We start from the raw sequence: 13121 nt of genomic DNA, 5'->3' as shown, positions 1-13121 counted from the left end.
GGCGCTGGCGTGCGCCGCTCCTCGTCCTTCCTTTTCTCCGTTCTTGCGGTGCTGCTGGTCGTCCCGCGCTACGATGGGCCGGAACGGCTGCCGATGATCCGTGATCGCCCGCACGTCACCGCCAGCGCCTATGTGCCGGCCGGTGGCTGGCCGGCCCGCATCGGCGCGTTGGCGCCCGTCGGCGGGGTGACCTTGTCGAGCAGCGATCCCGCGTTCGGCGGCTTCTCCGCGCTGGCGCTGCGTGATGGCCGCGCGCATCTCCTCAGCGATGGCGGCAATGTTGTCACGCTGGCGATTCGCGGCGGCCGGGTCAGCGACCCGCGGGGCCATGTGCTGCACCAGGGGCCGGGCGTTGGGTGGGACAGACGTGATCGCGACTCGGAATCGCTGACGCTCGATCCCGCTACCGGGCGCACCTGGGTTGGCTATGAAACGCACAACCAGATCTGGCGCTACGCTCCCGGGTACGGGTCAGCGGAGCGCCGTAGCGCCCCGGCGGCGATGCGCGGCTGGGTGCGCAATCTCGGCGCCGAATCGCTGGTGCGGCTACGTGACGGCACGTTCCTGACGCTGGCCGAGCGAAAACCGAACCGGCGCACGCGCCATGGAATCCTGTTCACGGGCGATCCGACGGTGCCGGGCACGCACTCGATTCGGTTCCTGTTCCAGCCTCCTGACCGCTATGATCCCAGCGATGCCGCGGAGCTTCCGAACGGCGACATCGTCGTGCTGACGCGCCGTTTCCAATATCCGTTTCGCTTCACGGCAAAGCTGGTGCAGGTCCGCCGCGCCGACATACGCCGCAACGCCACCGTCTCCGGCACGGTGATCGCGACCCTCGCGCCGCCAGTGCTCGGGGAAAATGCCGAAGGGCTCGCAATCACGCAGGAGCGCGGGGTCACGACGGTGTGGATCGTCACCGACAACGACGGAATGGCACTGCGGCCGACCTATCTGCTGAAACTGCGCTGGCCGGACGCGGACAAGCTGCGCGCACGACCCTGAACGGCCAAAGGCCCGCCATCCCGAAGGATGGCAGGCCATGGTCGCGTTCCTACCCGCTGGATCAGGCGGCGGTGGAAACCGTGGCAGCGCGCTTCTTCTTCACGTCGCGCTTCAGGCGACGTGCACGAAGCGACAGCTTCTCGTCGCTGGTCTTCACCAGCCAATTGTCGAGACCGCCGTTGTGCTCCACCGAGCGCAGACCGTGAGTCGAGACGCGCAGACGCACGCTCTTCTCGAGCGTGTCCGAGATCAGCGTCACGTTCTGCAGGTTCGGCAGAAAGGTACGCTTGGTCTTGTTGTTGGCGTGGGAAACGTTGTTACCCACCTGCCGGCCCTTGCCGGTCAGCTCGCAAATGCGCGACATGGTTCAGATCCTGAGTTTCGGGTTAGCCCGGAAAGTCGGCGCCACTAACGACACCCCGGCGAATCGTCAAGCATCGTGGCATGCAACCTAGTGGATCACACAGTCGTTGTTGCACCACCGATACGATTGGAGATCAGGATCATGCGCGCCATTCTCGTTATTCTGGGCATCGTCGCACTCGTGGTCCTCGCCGGGATGGCAACTGGCTTCATCAATATCGATCAGACGCAGACCGCGCGACTTCCGCGAATCGAGGGCGGCCAAGCGCCAGAGTTCAAGGCTGATGTCGGCAAGATCGACGTCGGTACCGAACAGAAGGTCATCGAGGTGCCCAAGGTCGAGGTGCAGCGTCCCGGCGCCTCGCCGACCCCCGCCCAATAAGCGGGCACTCACGATCGCCGTCGGCACGTCGGTCGGCTTGCCCACAAACTACCGCGTCGGCCCGCAAGGACCGGCGCGTCGCTGTGGCCTGATGGCGCCGCGCAGGGCATAGGCGACCGCAATGTTTCCCCTGCCACTTCCCATGGTCGCGGCGCTTGAGGCCGCTCAGCAGGCTGCGCTCGATGGAGAGGTGCCGGTCGGTGCCGCGATCACGCTCGACGGGCAGATCATCGCAACGGCGGCAAACGCCCCGCGCCGCCTCCATGACCCGACCGCCCATGCCGAAATGCGCGTGATTCGCGCGGCGGCCAGCGAACTGGCGCGCGATCGCCTTGAGGATTGCGACCTGTGGGTGACGCTGGAGCCCTGCGCCATGTGCGCAGGCGCCATCGCCCATGCGCGGGTCCGCCGCGTCTATTACGGCGCGTCCGATCCGAAGGGCGGCGCGGTGGAACACGGCCCGCGCTTCTTCTCGCAGCCGACGTGCCATCATCGGCCAGAGCTGTACGGGGGGATCGGCGCGGGAGAGGCAGGGGCGCTGTTACGCTCCTTCTTCGCCGCCCGTCGCTGACCCGACGGGGCGCTACTGCGGCAACCCCCGGGCTGCCGCAGTGCGATCTACGCGACGATCAGCAACGCCGCGTCAGGAGAGCCGTGGTTACTGGCGATATCCCACTTCATTCTCGGAAATCGGCACGATCTTGATTTCCACACGGCGATTCGCTGCCCGGCCTTCTTCGGTCTCATTGGTGGCGATCGGCTGCGTTTCACCGAAACCGCGAGTGCCGATGCGCTCGCGCTGCACGCCATGGGTTGACAGATAATCCGCCACTGCGGTGGCGCGTCGCTCCGACAGGCCCTGGTTATAGGCGTCGCTGCCGGTCGAATCGGTGTGGCCGTACACGTCGATATAGGTGCGGTTATATTCGCCCAGCACGCTCGCCACCCGGTCCAGCGTCTGCTGGAACTGCGGCTGCACCGCGGCCGAGTTGTAGGCGAAGTTGATTCCGCTCGGGATGTTGAGCAGCAGGTCGTCGCCCTGGCGGATCACCTGCACGTCGGTGCCGGCGGTGCGGGCGCGCAGATCGCGCTCCTGCTTGTCCATATAGGCACCGATGCCGGCGCCCGCGATGCCGCCGATGCCGGCGCCGATGATCTTCTCGGTCCGGTCGCGCCGCCCGCCGACCAGATCGCCGAGCAGGTAGCCGCCCAGCGCGCCGCCGATCCCCCCGATGGCCGCCTTGGAAATCCGCCGCTCGCCCGTTTCCGGATCGGTGGTACAGGCCGCCGTGGTCACCAGTGCGCCACTCACGACCAGCCCGATCAACGCAGACTTCACTCGCATCATATTACCCCTTTGTTTCATGTCCGGGCCCAAACCCGGCGCCGCTACGGGTTGTTCCGCATGCGTGCTGAACCGGAAATGACGCGAATGGTTGTGGAGTGCGGCGAATCCCGCCAAGAGAGTTTCACATCATGCTACCGCCGTTCCCCTGGATCGACGTCTTCATCATCCTTGCGCTGGTTGCCCTAAACGGCGTCTTCGCGATGAGTGAACTCGCGATCGTATCGTCCCGCAAGGCCCGTCTCGAAGCAATGGTGCGCAGCGGCAAGCCCGGTGCGCGGGCGGCCATGGCGCTGGCTGCCGACCCGGGAAAGTTTCTCTCGACGGTGCAGATCGGGATCACGCTGATCGGTATCGGCACCGGTGCCTATTCGGGGGCAAGCCTCGGCACCCCCACGGCCGCAAGGCTGGAGGCATTGGGCATGCCGGCGGCATTGGCGAACAATGTCGGGGTCGCGCTGGTCATCGGGCTTACCACCTATGCCTCGCTGATCATTGGCGAATTGGTCCCCAAGCAGATCGCGCTGCGCAATCCGGAGCCGGTGGCCAGCTGGCTGGCGCTGCCGATGACGTGGCTGGCGGTGCTGACTAAACCGATCGTCTGGGTGCTCGACGCGTCCAGCATCCTGATCTTCCGCCTGTTGCGGCTCAACCGCGAATCGGAAGAACATGTCACGGCGGAGGAATTGCACCTGATCGTGGCGGAGGCGAGCAAGTCTGGCGTGATCGAGGAGCATGAAAGGTCGATCATTTCCGGCGTCGTCCGGCTCGCCGATCGCCCGGTGCGCGAGGTGATGACCCCCCGCACGGAGGTCGACTGGCTCGATTCGGGGCTCGACGATGCAGCGATTCGCGCCAAGCTGCTGGCGACGCCGCACAGCCGCCTGCCGGTGGCTGACGGCTCGATCGACGCGGTGATTGGTGTGGTTCAGGCACGCGACGTCGCCGCGGCGCTGGCGCGGGGCGATTCGCTCGATCTGAAGAAGCTGGTCCGCAAGGCGCCGTTCGTGGTCGATCAGATCGACGCGATGGACGCGCTCGATGCGCTGCGTCGCGCCGATGTGCCGATGGCGCTGATCCACGACGAATACGGCCATTTCGAAGGGATCGTGACGCCGGCCAATCTGCTGGCGGCGATCGCCGGCGAATTCGCGTCCGATGCCGAGCCGGGCGAGGCGCCCAACATCGTCGAGCGCGAGGATGGTTCGCTGCTGGTGGCCGGTACCACCTCGGCCGATACGCTGGCCGAACGGCTGGGGATCGAGCTGCCCGAGGATCGCGACTATGCGACCGCCGCAGGCCTCGCGCTGGCGATCTTCCGCCATCTGCCGATCGAGGGCGAAAGCTTCGTCGAACAGGGCTGGCGCTTCGAAGTGGTCGACCTCGACGGCCGTCGCATCGACAAGTTGCTCGTCAGCGCCGCCTGACCCTTACGCGGCGTTGGCGGCCAAGCGCCGCGCCGCCGCTTCAGTCGCCTGCCATTCCTCCTCGTACTGCGCGCCCGCACCAGCGTGGGGCGCGCAGCACGGTCACGCGCCGGCGGTCAGGCGACGCTGGTCCCGCCAGCGATCGGCTCCACCCGCTGCCGCCGGCCGGGAGCCGTCACGATCAGGTAAAGTCCGCCCGCAATCATCGGCAGGCACAGCAGCTGACCCATGTGGATCGTGGTGGCGAAGAACGTGCCCGCGAACTGGGAATCGGGCTCGCGGAAGAATTCGACGATGAACCGGGCCACGCCATAGCCCAGCAGGAACAGCCCGGTCAGCTTGCCCGGCTGGTAGCGGGCGTTGGTCCGCCAGAAGAAGAACGAGAGCAGCGCGAACAGCGCGACGCCCTCCAGCCCCGCCTCGTACAATTGACTGGGGTGGCGCGCCGGCTCGGGCACGCCCGCAGGCACGGTGCGCGAGAAGACGATCGCCCACGGCACGTCGGTCGGCTTGCCCCACAATTCACCGTTCACGAAATTGGCGAGCCGCCCGAAGAACAGCCCGAACGGCACCACGCAGGCGACGTAATCGTGGATGCGCAGCCAGTTCAGCCCGTTGCGCCGCGCGAACAGGATGATGGCAACGCTGGTGCCGATCACCCCGCCATGGAAACTCATCCCTCCGTCCCACAATCGCAGGACCCGCAGCGGATGCAGCAGCATGTCGGGGGCGTAGAACAGCACATAGCCCAGCCGCCCGCCCAGGATGATGCCCAGCGTCGCGTAAAAGACGAGATCGTCGGCATGGCGGCGTGCCATCGGCGCGCCGGGCTGGTCCAGCAGCTTGAGCAGGTACCACCAGCCGATGACGATGCCGGCGATATAGGCGAGGCTGTACCAGCGCAGCGTGAAGAAGCCGATCGAGAAGACATCCGGGTGCAGACCCAGGTCTTCGAACCGGATGTGGCTCGCAGCGGCGGCAAAGATGGGCAGGATCAAGGCTTTTCCCTCTGGCTTCACGTCTGCATAAGGGCGGGCAAGACCAAGACCAAGCGGAGAGACGCATGAAGACCGAACTGGACCTCAAGATGGACGCGACGATGGCCGCGTTGACGGGAGAGGGCGGTCCGCTTGCGCTCGGCTCGATCGAACGTTTCGGCCAGACACTGCCGATCATCGCTGGCGCGCCGCCGACCCTGCCGGCCTATTTCGCTCATTATGCGCAGCAGCATGAGGGCACCGAATTCCTCATCGCAGGTGATGAGCGCCTGACCTATGCCGACGTGTATGGCCGCGCGCAGAAGGTGGCCGATGCGCTGGTAAGCGGATTTGGCGTGAAGAAGGGCGACCGGATCGGGATCGCCGCGCGCAATTCCCCGTCGTGGATCATCATCTACATGGGCGTGCTGATGGCGGGCGGCGTCGCCACGCTGCTGAACGGCTGGTGGCAGGCGGAGGAATTGCAGGCCGGTGTCGACGATGTCGGCTGCACGCTGGTGTTCGCCGATCCGCCGCGCTGCCGTCGCCTGACAGCCTTGAAGGATCTGTCGGCCACCGTCGTCGAATTCGATGATCTGCAGGCGATCGATGCTGCGCTGGCGCCGATCCTCGACCGCGGCACCGGTACCGCGACGATGCCGGACATCGGCCCGGACGATCACGCCACCATCCTCTTCACCTCGGGCTCGACCGGCCAGTCGAAGGGCGCGCTGTCGACTCATCGCCAGGTAACGCAGGGCGTGTTCAACTATCTTGGCTCCGCCTTGATGATGCTGGCGATCAGCGCACAGGACGGGACCGCAACGAGCGATCTTCAGCCCTCGACGCTGCTCAACGTGCCGCTGTTCCACGTGACCGCGGAAGTGCCGGTGTTCCTCCAGTCGTTCGCCATCGGTCGCAAGCTGGTGCTGATGCCGAAGTGGGATGCCGAGGAGGCGATGCGCCTGATCGAAAAGGAAAAGATCACCTATTTCGTCGGCGTGCCGCTGATGAGCTTCGAAATGCTCAACCACCCGAACCGGCACAAATATGATCTGTCGAGCGTCGCCGACATCGCCGCCGGCGGTGCGCCGCGCCCGGTCGAGCATGTGAAGCGGATCGAGCAGGAGATGGAGGGCAAGCCGCTCATCGGTTACGGCCTGACCGAGACGAACGGCGTCGGCACCGGCAATTGGCGCGCCAATTACCTCGCGAAGCCGAACTCGGCTGGTCGGCCGTCGATGCCGCTGGTCGATCTGGCGATCCTCGACGACGCCGGAAAGCCGGTGCCGCAGGGCGAGCGCGGCGAAGTGGCGATCCGCTCCGCCGCCAATTTCCAGGAATATTGGGGCAATCCCGACGCGACTGCTGCCGCCTTCACCGCCGACGGTTATTTCCGCACCGGCGACATCGGTTACCTCGATGAGGATGGTTATCTTTTCATCGTCGACCGCAAGAAGGACATCATCATCCGCGGCGGTGAGAACATCAGCTGCCAGGAGGTTGAGGACGCGCTGTACCAGCATCCGGATGTCGCCGAGGCGGCGGTGTTCGGGCTTCCTGATGAGAAGTATGGCGAAGTGCCCGGCGCGGTCGTCCACCTGCGCAAGATCGGCGCGGTGACGGTCGAGGATCTGTGGGCGTTCCTCGCGCAGCATATCGCGGCCTTCAAGGTGCCGCAGCGCATCTGGCTGGCCGACGATCCGCTCCCGCGCCTCGGCACGGAGAAGATCGACAAGGTCAGCCTGCGCGCCAAATATCGTGAACTGGCGAAGCTCGACGAGGTCGAGATCTGAGCAACCGGACCGTCACGTCCGCCAACTGGCGGACGTGACGGTCATCACAGGACGCTGATCGATCGGGTCAGCGCCAGCCCAGCGCCGGCGCAACATGCGTCAGGATGCTCTCCAGCACATGCGCATTGTAATCGACGCCCAGCTGGTTCGGCACGGTGAGCAACAGCGTGTCGGCTTCGGCGATCGCTTCATCCTGCCGCAGCTGTTCGATCAGCCGGTCAGGCTCCGCGGCATATGATCGGCCGAACACCGCGCGCATATTGTCGATGACCCCGATCTGGTCGCTATCATCGCCGCGGCCGAAATATTGCCGGTCCTGATCGTTCACCAGCGCGAAGATCGATCGCGACACCGACACGCGCGGCTCGCGGGTATGGCCCGCCTCCTTCCATGCCTCGCGATAGAGGCGGATCTGCTTCGCCTGCTGGATGTGGAACGGCTCACCGCTCTCGTCCGCCTTCAGGGTGCTGCTCTGCAGGTTCATGCCCTTCTGCGCCGCCCAGACAGCGGTCGCATCGGCGCCTGAGCCCCACCAGATACGATCGCGCAGCCCGGCCGAAAACGGCTCCAGCCGCAGCAGACCAGGCGGGTTGGGGAACATCGGCCGCGGATTGGGCTTGGCAAAGCCCTGACCCTTAAGCAGTTCCAGGAATACCTCGCCATGGCGCCGGCCCATGTCGGCGTCGGTCTCGCCCGGTGCCGGCGTATAACCGAAATGACGCCACCCCTCGATCACCTGCTCGGGCGATCCGCGGCTGATCCCCAGCTGCAGCCGCCCGCCGCTGATCAGGTCCGCCGCACCGGCATCCTCTGCCATGTAGAACGGATTCTCGTAGCGCATGTCGATCACGCCAGTACCGATCTCGATCCGCTTGGTCCGGGCGCCGACCGCCGCCAGCAGCGGAAAGGGCGACGCCAGCTGCTGCGCGAAATGATGCACGCGAAAATAGGCGCCGTCCGCGCCCAGCTCCTCGGCGGCCACCGCCAGGTCGATCGACTGGAGCAGCACGTCGCTGGCGGAGCGGGTCGCCGAATGCGGCGTGGCCGACCAATGGCCGAACGACAGAAATCCGATCTTCTTCATCGCTTATGTTCCCGATCGCATCGGCGCGCAGGGCGCGCGGCCGGCGTTTCACGGGATCATATGGGCGCGGGCCAACCTACGCCCAAGCTGCTGAACGGAGACGCTCCGTTTCGCCCCGCTATCGCCGCGTGGGGCCGATATTCAGGCCGTCAGAACGGCAACCAGTTCGATTTCTGAGTGAACTTCATATAGCCGACGTTGATGCCGGCACGGTATCCCACGCCAAGCCGGACCGGGATCAGCACCACGTTGCCGCGCCGCAGATATGTCGCGGCAAAGCCACCGACGAAGTACAGCCGGCCCTCTGCTGCCGGAAAGCGGCGATACAGTTCGGCAGTGTCGTACAAATTGTAGACCAGCACGAAGACCTTGTTCGCGTCACCGCCCACGTCGAAGCCAACCGACGGGCCAGTCCAATACACCGGCATCTGCCCCTCGACCTTGTGGGTCATGATGCCCGAACCATAGCGCAGCCCCAGGACGAACGCGCCTGCCGCCTCTCGCCCAGCGATATAGGCGTTCGGCTCACCCTGCTCGGCCAGGATCTTCTCGATCAGCGAGCCAAAGCCCTCCGCCCCCTTGCCGAACACGCCTTCGCCGGCGCCGATCAGATCGTCGCGCTTGAACGTGGCGGCAGCATCGGTGGTCGCCTGCGCCTGCGGGTCCACGGTTCCGACCAGCGGCGCCGAACGGCTCTGCGTCGGCGTCGGTGCAGGCGCGGGGAGCGGTGCCTCCAGCGGCGGCGGCGCGTCCTGATCGGCCGGGGCGGGGTCGGAATAGGTCGGCTCGCGATAGCTTTGGTCGCGGTCCGCCGGGGCGGGCGTGCGCGCCGGCGGCGGCGGCACGCGCGGTCCGTCCAGGTCGCTGTCGATCTGCTGGTTCGGGTCGATGGTACGGACCTGCGCCGGCGCGACGCCCGACACCATCGTGGCGATCAGTCCCATCGCGATCATGAACTTGCGCATTGTCACTTACCCCCTGGGCACGCCCGGTTTCACCGTACCATAACGGATAGTCGGCTTGCGCGGCAATGAATGGCGCGGCGGATCGACTCGATGGTGAGGCAGGGCGAACGAGTATTTCCCCGCAGCAGCCTGTTGATCGCCTTCCCGCACCTCGCTATAGGCGCCGTTCCGCCAGGCCCGGAGACGTGGGTGAGTGGCTGAAACCAACGCTTTGCTAAAGCGTCGTACGGGAAACCGTACCGAGGGTTCGAATCCCTCCGTCTCCGCCACCCGCCTCGGCGCCCTTAAAAACATTGTTTTTCCATAGGGTTAGCCCGAGGTTCGGAGGAGCGGTGTACCCCGCTGCGTACCCCAATCACGTACCCCGACAATACTGGCGATTTGGCGGCATCAATTTCGCTTTGCGGGTCGGGCCGGAGCGGCCAAGCGGAATTGACGGCCAGCACTTCTCCCCGGAACTGCTGTGCATCTTCCCGGAGTATCCAGCCTGGGGGCGGGAGTCGGTCACGACGCTGACCGCCTTAGGATCGCCACGCCGACTCTATACCGCACTGATTGTCGAAAAAAGTTGGCGTTGGTGACGGCGCGGGATACTCCATGCCGCCCACCGAGGAACCAATGCCGGACGAACCGACGATTTTCAGCCTTCACTACAAGGGAAGCCGTTTTCGCAACGCGCGTCTGCCCGTCGAGGTGCTGTCTGATCTTCCAGCCTTCCGTGATCTCCTCGTTTCGTACGCAAAAGATGAGTGGCGTCGCCGCCATGCGGACCGCGCTCGGGTTCCGAAGGGCTTCGACAAAAGTCTCGCCTTCGATCTCATCACCATTGAAAACGGTAGCGCGATCCCGAAGCTTGAGTGGAACCGAAACAGTGCGCAGGTAAATCTCCCTGGCTTCGCTGACGAGATCGAGGAGATTGTTGAGTCTGCGTACGGCGACGTGGTTGCTTTGATTGAAGGTCAGTCCGGGCGTGTCTCCGCATTGAGCTCCGAGAAGGTTCGCGCACTTAATCGCTTTGGCGCCGGGCTCCGCGACAATGAGAAAATTGAGATACCTGATCGGGCGAGCGGCAAGGTGGTCTCGCTCGATGCGTACCGCCGTAAGCAACTGATAACCGGCGCGCGCGAGACCTATCAGACGCGCTTTGAAGGCATCGGAGAGTTAATCGGCACCCACATCAAAAGTGGGTATGAAGGTGTGGTTACAGTCCGAACGACTGAACATGGAGACATCGTAATCCCGGTCGACCCCCTGCAAATCAGGGAGGATTTCGACGGTAGTCTTGAACAGGACGTGCAATTTGAGCTATTAGTCGAACTCGATAGTCAAGACCATTTCCGCAGGGTGGCGGATGTATTCGAGATCGCCGTTGTCGATAGCGAAGTGAGCGTTGCACTGTCGAAGTGTCGCAAACGTCTCGATGAGATCCGAGCGCTGGACGCGGGATGGCACGATGGCTTGGGCCTCCAGATTACCGACGACGCGTTGAATGCGGCAGAGTCGTTCCTGTCGAAGCGGACGTCCTATTGTGCGGCATTCCGCCTCTTCCCTACCGAGGCTGGCGGCATCCTAATCGATTTTGAACACGGCGGATGGGACTATTCTGTCGAATTAAATGCTGTCGGTGGCGTGGAGATGTACGGCATTGAGATAAATGGCTCTGGTGAGCTTGAGCCCGAAGAGTTCAATTCTGTGGATGATGTTTTCTTGTCTGCTTTCGACAGCAGGATGAGCGCCAATGGGTGAGCCGCTCACGAACGCAGATGAAGTGCTGTTTAGGCAGATTCATCCGAACTGTATTTACGATGGCGAGCCAGCTAGCGACCGCTTCAAGCCCCAGCCAAAAGACGCAGGGTTGATGTCAGTTGACCGAGCCTCGCTCACTGATGCGGCAACCTCCCACGCTCTTTACACAAAAACCGGCAATCTCTCGGGGGCGGTTTATGGGGTGACCGTTGGCGAGTTCGGGGAGGAGGTTGTGGAGTGCCGCGACGATCCCTTGCAAGTCACCGAGGACGCGCTTGCGAACCCAGCCCACGCCCTGGCTGATTACACGCCCCACGAAGAGAAGAAGTGGAAGTTGATTTCCAAGCGGCTGACGCAGAAAGCAAAAGCTCGCGGGCGGCTTCATCCTTGACCGTAGACGGCAGCATCTAAAGGGACGTCCCATTAGCAACAGAAAGCAAGCCACACTTCGCTATGGAGTCAGTTGTGCCTTCGCTGTGATGAGTTTTGTAGCTCTCGCTGTATTTTCTAAGGCAATTGAAGAATTCGCAGCGGATAAGGGTTGGGACAAGTTCCTTGTTTCCGGATGGAGGGTAATTTCCCACCTTGGCTTGTCCGACGCAGTAGCTTTCGCGTTCTTTGCTTTAGGCGGGGCCACGCTCGCGTTATGGACTGAGTTTTGGTTCAGAGGTCGCAGAGAGTTCCGCGAGGCAGGAGGTAAGATTGCGCTTTCTTCGAGGGCAGACCTCACATTTTCCAAGGGCGCCGACGGTGAACTGTCTGTCTCTCTCGCTGACTCTTCAGAGAATGTCGCCTATTACGCTTGGTATGTGAACAACGGCGGCACGATGCGGAATGAGGCCGTCCTTGTGTTCATCGAGTTTGAGAAGGTAGTTCCCGCACCTCAGGTATCCGTGCACTCCAGCTTAGCTGGGGAGTGGAGCGAGTTTGCGACCGCTGACCGCTTTACGTTCATCCAGCTAAAAGGCTGGCCGGAAGGCGAGGTCGTCGTGCAATCCATTGACTCAAAAGCTCTCGGCCTCGACCGACGCTATGAGCTTCAGGTCTGGCGCCCGTACTCGCCAGTCGATTAAAGATCCGAAGTCGCGTCAGGCGTCGAAACAAGGGCTGCGCTCTTCGCACGCCCTAGAACCCCAGCTTTCCTGTGACCGTTAGATACCCTGCATCTCCGCCACCTGCCTCGGCGTCCTGAAAAGCTTGGTTGTTACAAAGAGTTATCCGGAGGTGCGGAAGCGCAAGTACCCGGCTGCGCACCCCGTCAGGTACCCCGACAATGCTGGCGATTTGCCGGTGTCAATTCCGCTTTTGCGGGCCGGGCCGGAGCGCCTGCCGTGCTTCCCAATGCCGGTGCGGCCGAGGCGCACAGAGGGAAACGGGGACCCAGCCTCCGATTAGTTCGGCTGCATCTCGCGCAAGGACACTGCCGAGTTCCTCAAGGCTCGCGGCCGTGGGGGCGTTAACGACATAGATTGGGAGGACGTCCTTGCACCCATGATGCCAGCGAAGGCCATCGAGGATCGGGTGGACGCTGTCGATGCAAGCCGGGGCGCGTTCCGCGACTTCTCGCGTCACCCAAGAAGGCCGATCCCACGCATCGTGGAGATGCACCAACGCCCGCACTAACATGGCCATGGATGCTTCCGGGCCACCCTCTGCCGCACACTCCAAAAGGGCCACCGTGGACAGGGCGGCGTTGCCCTTTGGTAACCCGCCATGAAGGTGAACCCCACGCACATCGCCCCCCTCGTCAGCTTCCATCAGCTCGCGCTCGATCTGCTGGGCGCGATCCGCTGGCCACCAAGCATGCTCTTTTGTGCGCGCGGCCAGCTCCAGGCTTTTCACCTCGAAGCGGAGAACGGGGAGGCAGGGCTCGTACCCGAGTTGACGAATCCCTGCGGCGAAAGCCCCGCTCAGGGTATTCCAATCAGCGGCCCGCTTCGCGCGCTCCAGGTCAGTATTTGGCTTCCCGTGGTCCCGCCGACCCCACAACCTCGAACTCATGTCGTCTCCTGAACCAAAATGCTGTTTGGA

Annotated in this window: 14 protein-coding genes and 1 tRNA gene; 10 read left to right on the top strand and 5 right to left on the bottom strand. The window is 63.8% G+C overall.

The features are described 5' to 3' along the window. The first annotated feature begins 9 nt into the window (after window positions 1-9). A complete protein-coding gene (locus tag K0S66_RS04215) occupies window positions 10-1005 on the top strand; it encodes an esterase-like activity of phytase family protein (RefSeq protein WP_301073892.1) in 996 nt (331 codons plus the stop codon). A 61-nt stretch (window positions 1006-1066) separates the two neighbouring features. Here K0S66_RS04215 and rpmB read toward each other — a convergent pair whose 3' ends face one another. Then, window positions 1067-1369: a 50S ribosomal protein L28 gene (gene rpmB / locus K0S66_RS04210; protein ID WP_301073891.1), complete on the bottom strand. Its 303-nt coding sequence runs from the start codon at window positions 1367-1369 to the stop codon at window positions 1067-1069. A 141-nt stretch (window positions 1370-1510) separates the two neighbouring features. On the opposite strand from rpmB, the gene K0S66_RS04205 reads away from it, so the two are divergent. Both K0S66_RS04205 and K0S66_RS04200 read left to right on the top strand, forming a co-directional pair. Next, on the top strand, window positions 1511-1750 hold the full coding sequence (locus K0S66_RS04205) for a hypothetical protein (protein ID WP_301073890.1): 240 nt from the start codon (window positions 1511-1513) through the stop codon (window positions 1748-1750). 142 nt (window positions 1751-1892) lie between these two features. After that, on the top strand, window positions 1893-2321 hold the full coding sequence (locus K0S66_RS04200; protein ID WP_301074029.1) for a nucleoside deaminase: 429 nt from the start codon (window positions 1893-1895) through the stop codon (window positions 2319-2321). A gap of 87 nt (window positions 2322-2408) precedes the next feature. Here the strand turns inward: K0S66_RS04200 and K0S66_RS04195 are convergent, their stop codons facing one another. Continuing rightward, a complete protein-coding gene (locus tag K0S66_RS04195; protein WP_301073889.1) occupies window positions 2409-3095 on the bottom strand; it encodes an OmpA family protein in 687 nt (228 codons plus the stop codon). 131 nt (window positions 3096-3226) lie between these two features. On the opposite strand from K0S66_RS04195, the gene K0S66_RS04190 reads away from it, so the two are divergent. Further along, complete coding sequence (locus K0S66_RS04190) at window positions 3227-4522, top strand: hemolysin family protein (protein WP_301073888.1); 1296 nt, start codon at window positions 3227-3229, stop codon at window positions 4520-4522. A gap of 116 nt (window positions 4523-4638) precedes the next feature. Here the strand turns inward: K0S66_RS04190 and lgt are convergent, their stop codons facing one another. After that, window positions 4639-5520, bottom strand: coding sequence for a prolipoprotein diacylglyceryl transferase (gene lgt, locus K0S66_RS04185; protein WP_301073887.1), 882 nt, complete (start codon window positions 5518-5520; stop codon window positions 4639-4641). A gap of 65 nt (window positions 5521-5585) precedes the next feature. Between lgt and K0S66_RS04180 the strand changes: the two genes are divergently transcribed. Further along, window positions 5586-7295 carry a class I adenylate-forming enzyme family protein gene (locus tag K0S66_RS04180; RefSeq protein WP_301073886.1) on the top strand — a complete coding sequence of 570 codons (1710 nt, stop codon included), beginning with the start codon at window positions 5586-5588 and terminating at the stop codon, window positions 7293-7295. Between the two features lie 67 nt (window positions 7296-7362). Here K0S66_RS04180 and K0S66_RS04175 read toward each other — a convergent pair whose 3' ends face one another. Both K0S66_RS04175 and K0S66_RS04170 read right to left on the bottom strand, forming a co-directional pair. Next, window positions 7363-8379 carry an LLM class flavin-dependent oxidoreductase gene (locus K0S66_RS04175; RefSeq protein WP_301073885.1) on the bottom strand — a complete coding sequence of 339 codons (1017 nt, stop codon included), beginning with the start codon at window positions 8377-8379 and terminating at the stop codon, window positions 7363-7365. 149 nt (window positions 8380-8528) lie between these two features. After that, the gene (locus K0S66_RS04170; RefSeq protein WP_301073884.1) at window positions 8529-9344 is read right to left on the bottom strand and encodes a DUF1134 domain-containing protein; all 816 of its coding nucleotides are present in this window, start codon (window positions 9342-9344) and stop codon (window positions 8529-8531) included. Between the two features lie 179 nt (window positions 9345-9523). Here K0S66_RS04170 and K0S66_RS04165 point away from each other — a divergent pair. The 5 genes from K0S66_RS04165 (at window position 9524) to K0S66_RS04145 (ending at window position 13103) form a co-directional block, all read left to right on the top strand. Next, window positions 9524-9613, top strand: a tRNA-Ser gene (locus K0S66_RS04165). Between the two features lie 286 nt (window positions 9614-9899). Then, window positions 9900-11090, top strand: a complete 1191-nt coding sequence (locus K0S66_RS04160) for a hypothetical protein (protein WP_301073883.1) — start codon at window positions 9900-9902, stop codon at window positions 11088-11090. Beyond that, on the top strand, window positions 11083-11481 hold the full coding sequence (locus K0S66_RS04155; protein ID WP_301073882.1) for a hypothetical protein: 399 nt from the start codon (window positions 11083-11085) through the stop codon (window positions 11479-11481). The genes K0S66_RS04160 and K0S66_RS04155 overlap by 8 nt, the downstream gene beginning before the upstream one ends. An 88-nt stretch (window positions 11482-11569) precedes the next feature. Next, entirely contained in the window at window positions 11570-12163 is a 594-nt protein-coding gene (locus K0S66_RS04150) for a hypothetical protein (protein WP_301073881.1), read from the top strand. 640 nt (window positions 12164-12803) lie between these two features. Continuing rightward, the gene (locus tag K0S66_RS04145; protein WP_301073880.1) at window positions 12804-13103 is read left to right on the top strand and encodes a hypothetical protein; all 300 of its coding nucleotides are present in this window, start codon (window positions 12804-12806) and stop codon (window positions 13101-13103) included. Window positions 13104-13121: the final 18 nt, after the last annotated feature.

Source organism: Sphingomonas sp. (assembly GCF_029239295.1).
Lineage (GTDB): Bacteria > Pseudomonadota > Alphaproteobacteria > Sphingomonadales > Sphingomonadaceae > Sphingomonas.
This window is presented reverse-complemented; position numbering and strand designations above follow the sequence as displayed.

Coding starts and splice junctions, on each gene's coding strand:
- K0S66_RS04180 (WP_301073886.1), top strand. CDS start 5,586: ATGAAGACCGAACTGGACCTCAAGATGGACGCGACGATGGCCGCGTTG.
- K0S66_RS04170 (WP_301073884.1), bottom strand. CDS start 9,344: ATGCGCAAGTTCATGATCGCGATGGGACTGATCGCCACGATGGTGTCG.
- K0S66_RS04205 (WP_301073890.1), top strand. CDS start 1,511: ATGCGCGCCATTCTCGTTATTCTGGGCATCGTCGCACTCGTGGTCCTC.
- K0S66_RS04155 (WP_301073882.1), top strand. CDS start 11,083: ATGGGTGAGCCGCTCACGAACGCAGATGAAGTGCTGTTTAGGCAGATT.
- K0S66_RS04150 (WP_301073881.1), top strand. CDS start 11,570: ATGAGTTTTGTAGCTCTCGCTGTATTTTCTAAGGCAATTGAAGAATTC.
- K0S66_RS04145 (WP_301073880.1), top strand. CDS start 12,804: ATGAAGGTGAACCCCACGCACATCGCCCCCCTCGTCAGCTTCCATCAG.
- rpmB (WP_301073891.1), bottom strand. CDS start 1,369: ATGTCGCGCATTTGCGAGCTGACCGGCAAGGGCCGGCAGGTGGGTAAC.
- K0S66_RS04190 (WP_301073888.1), top strand. CDS start 3,227: ATGCTACCGCCGTTCCCCTGGATCGACGTCTTCATCATCCTTGCGCTG.
- K0S66_RS04175 (WP_301073885.1), bottom strand. CDS start 8,379: ATGAAGAAGATCGGATTTCTGTCGTTCGGCCATTGGTCGGCCACGCCG.
- K0S66_RS04200 (WP_301074029.1), top strand. CDS start 1,893: ATGGTCGCGGCGCTTGAGGCCGCTCAGCAGGCTGCGCTCGATGGAGAG.
- K0S66_RS04195 (WP_301073889.1), bottom strand. CDS start 3,095: ATGCGAGTGAAGTCTGCGTTGATCGGGCTGGTCGTGAGTGGCGCACTG.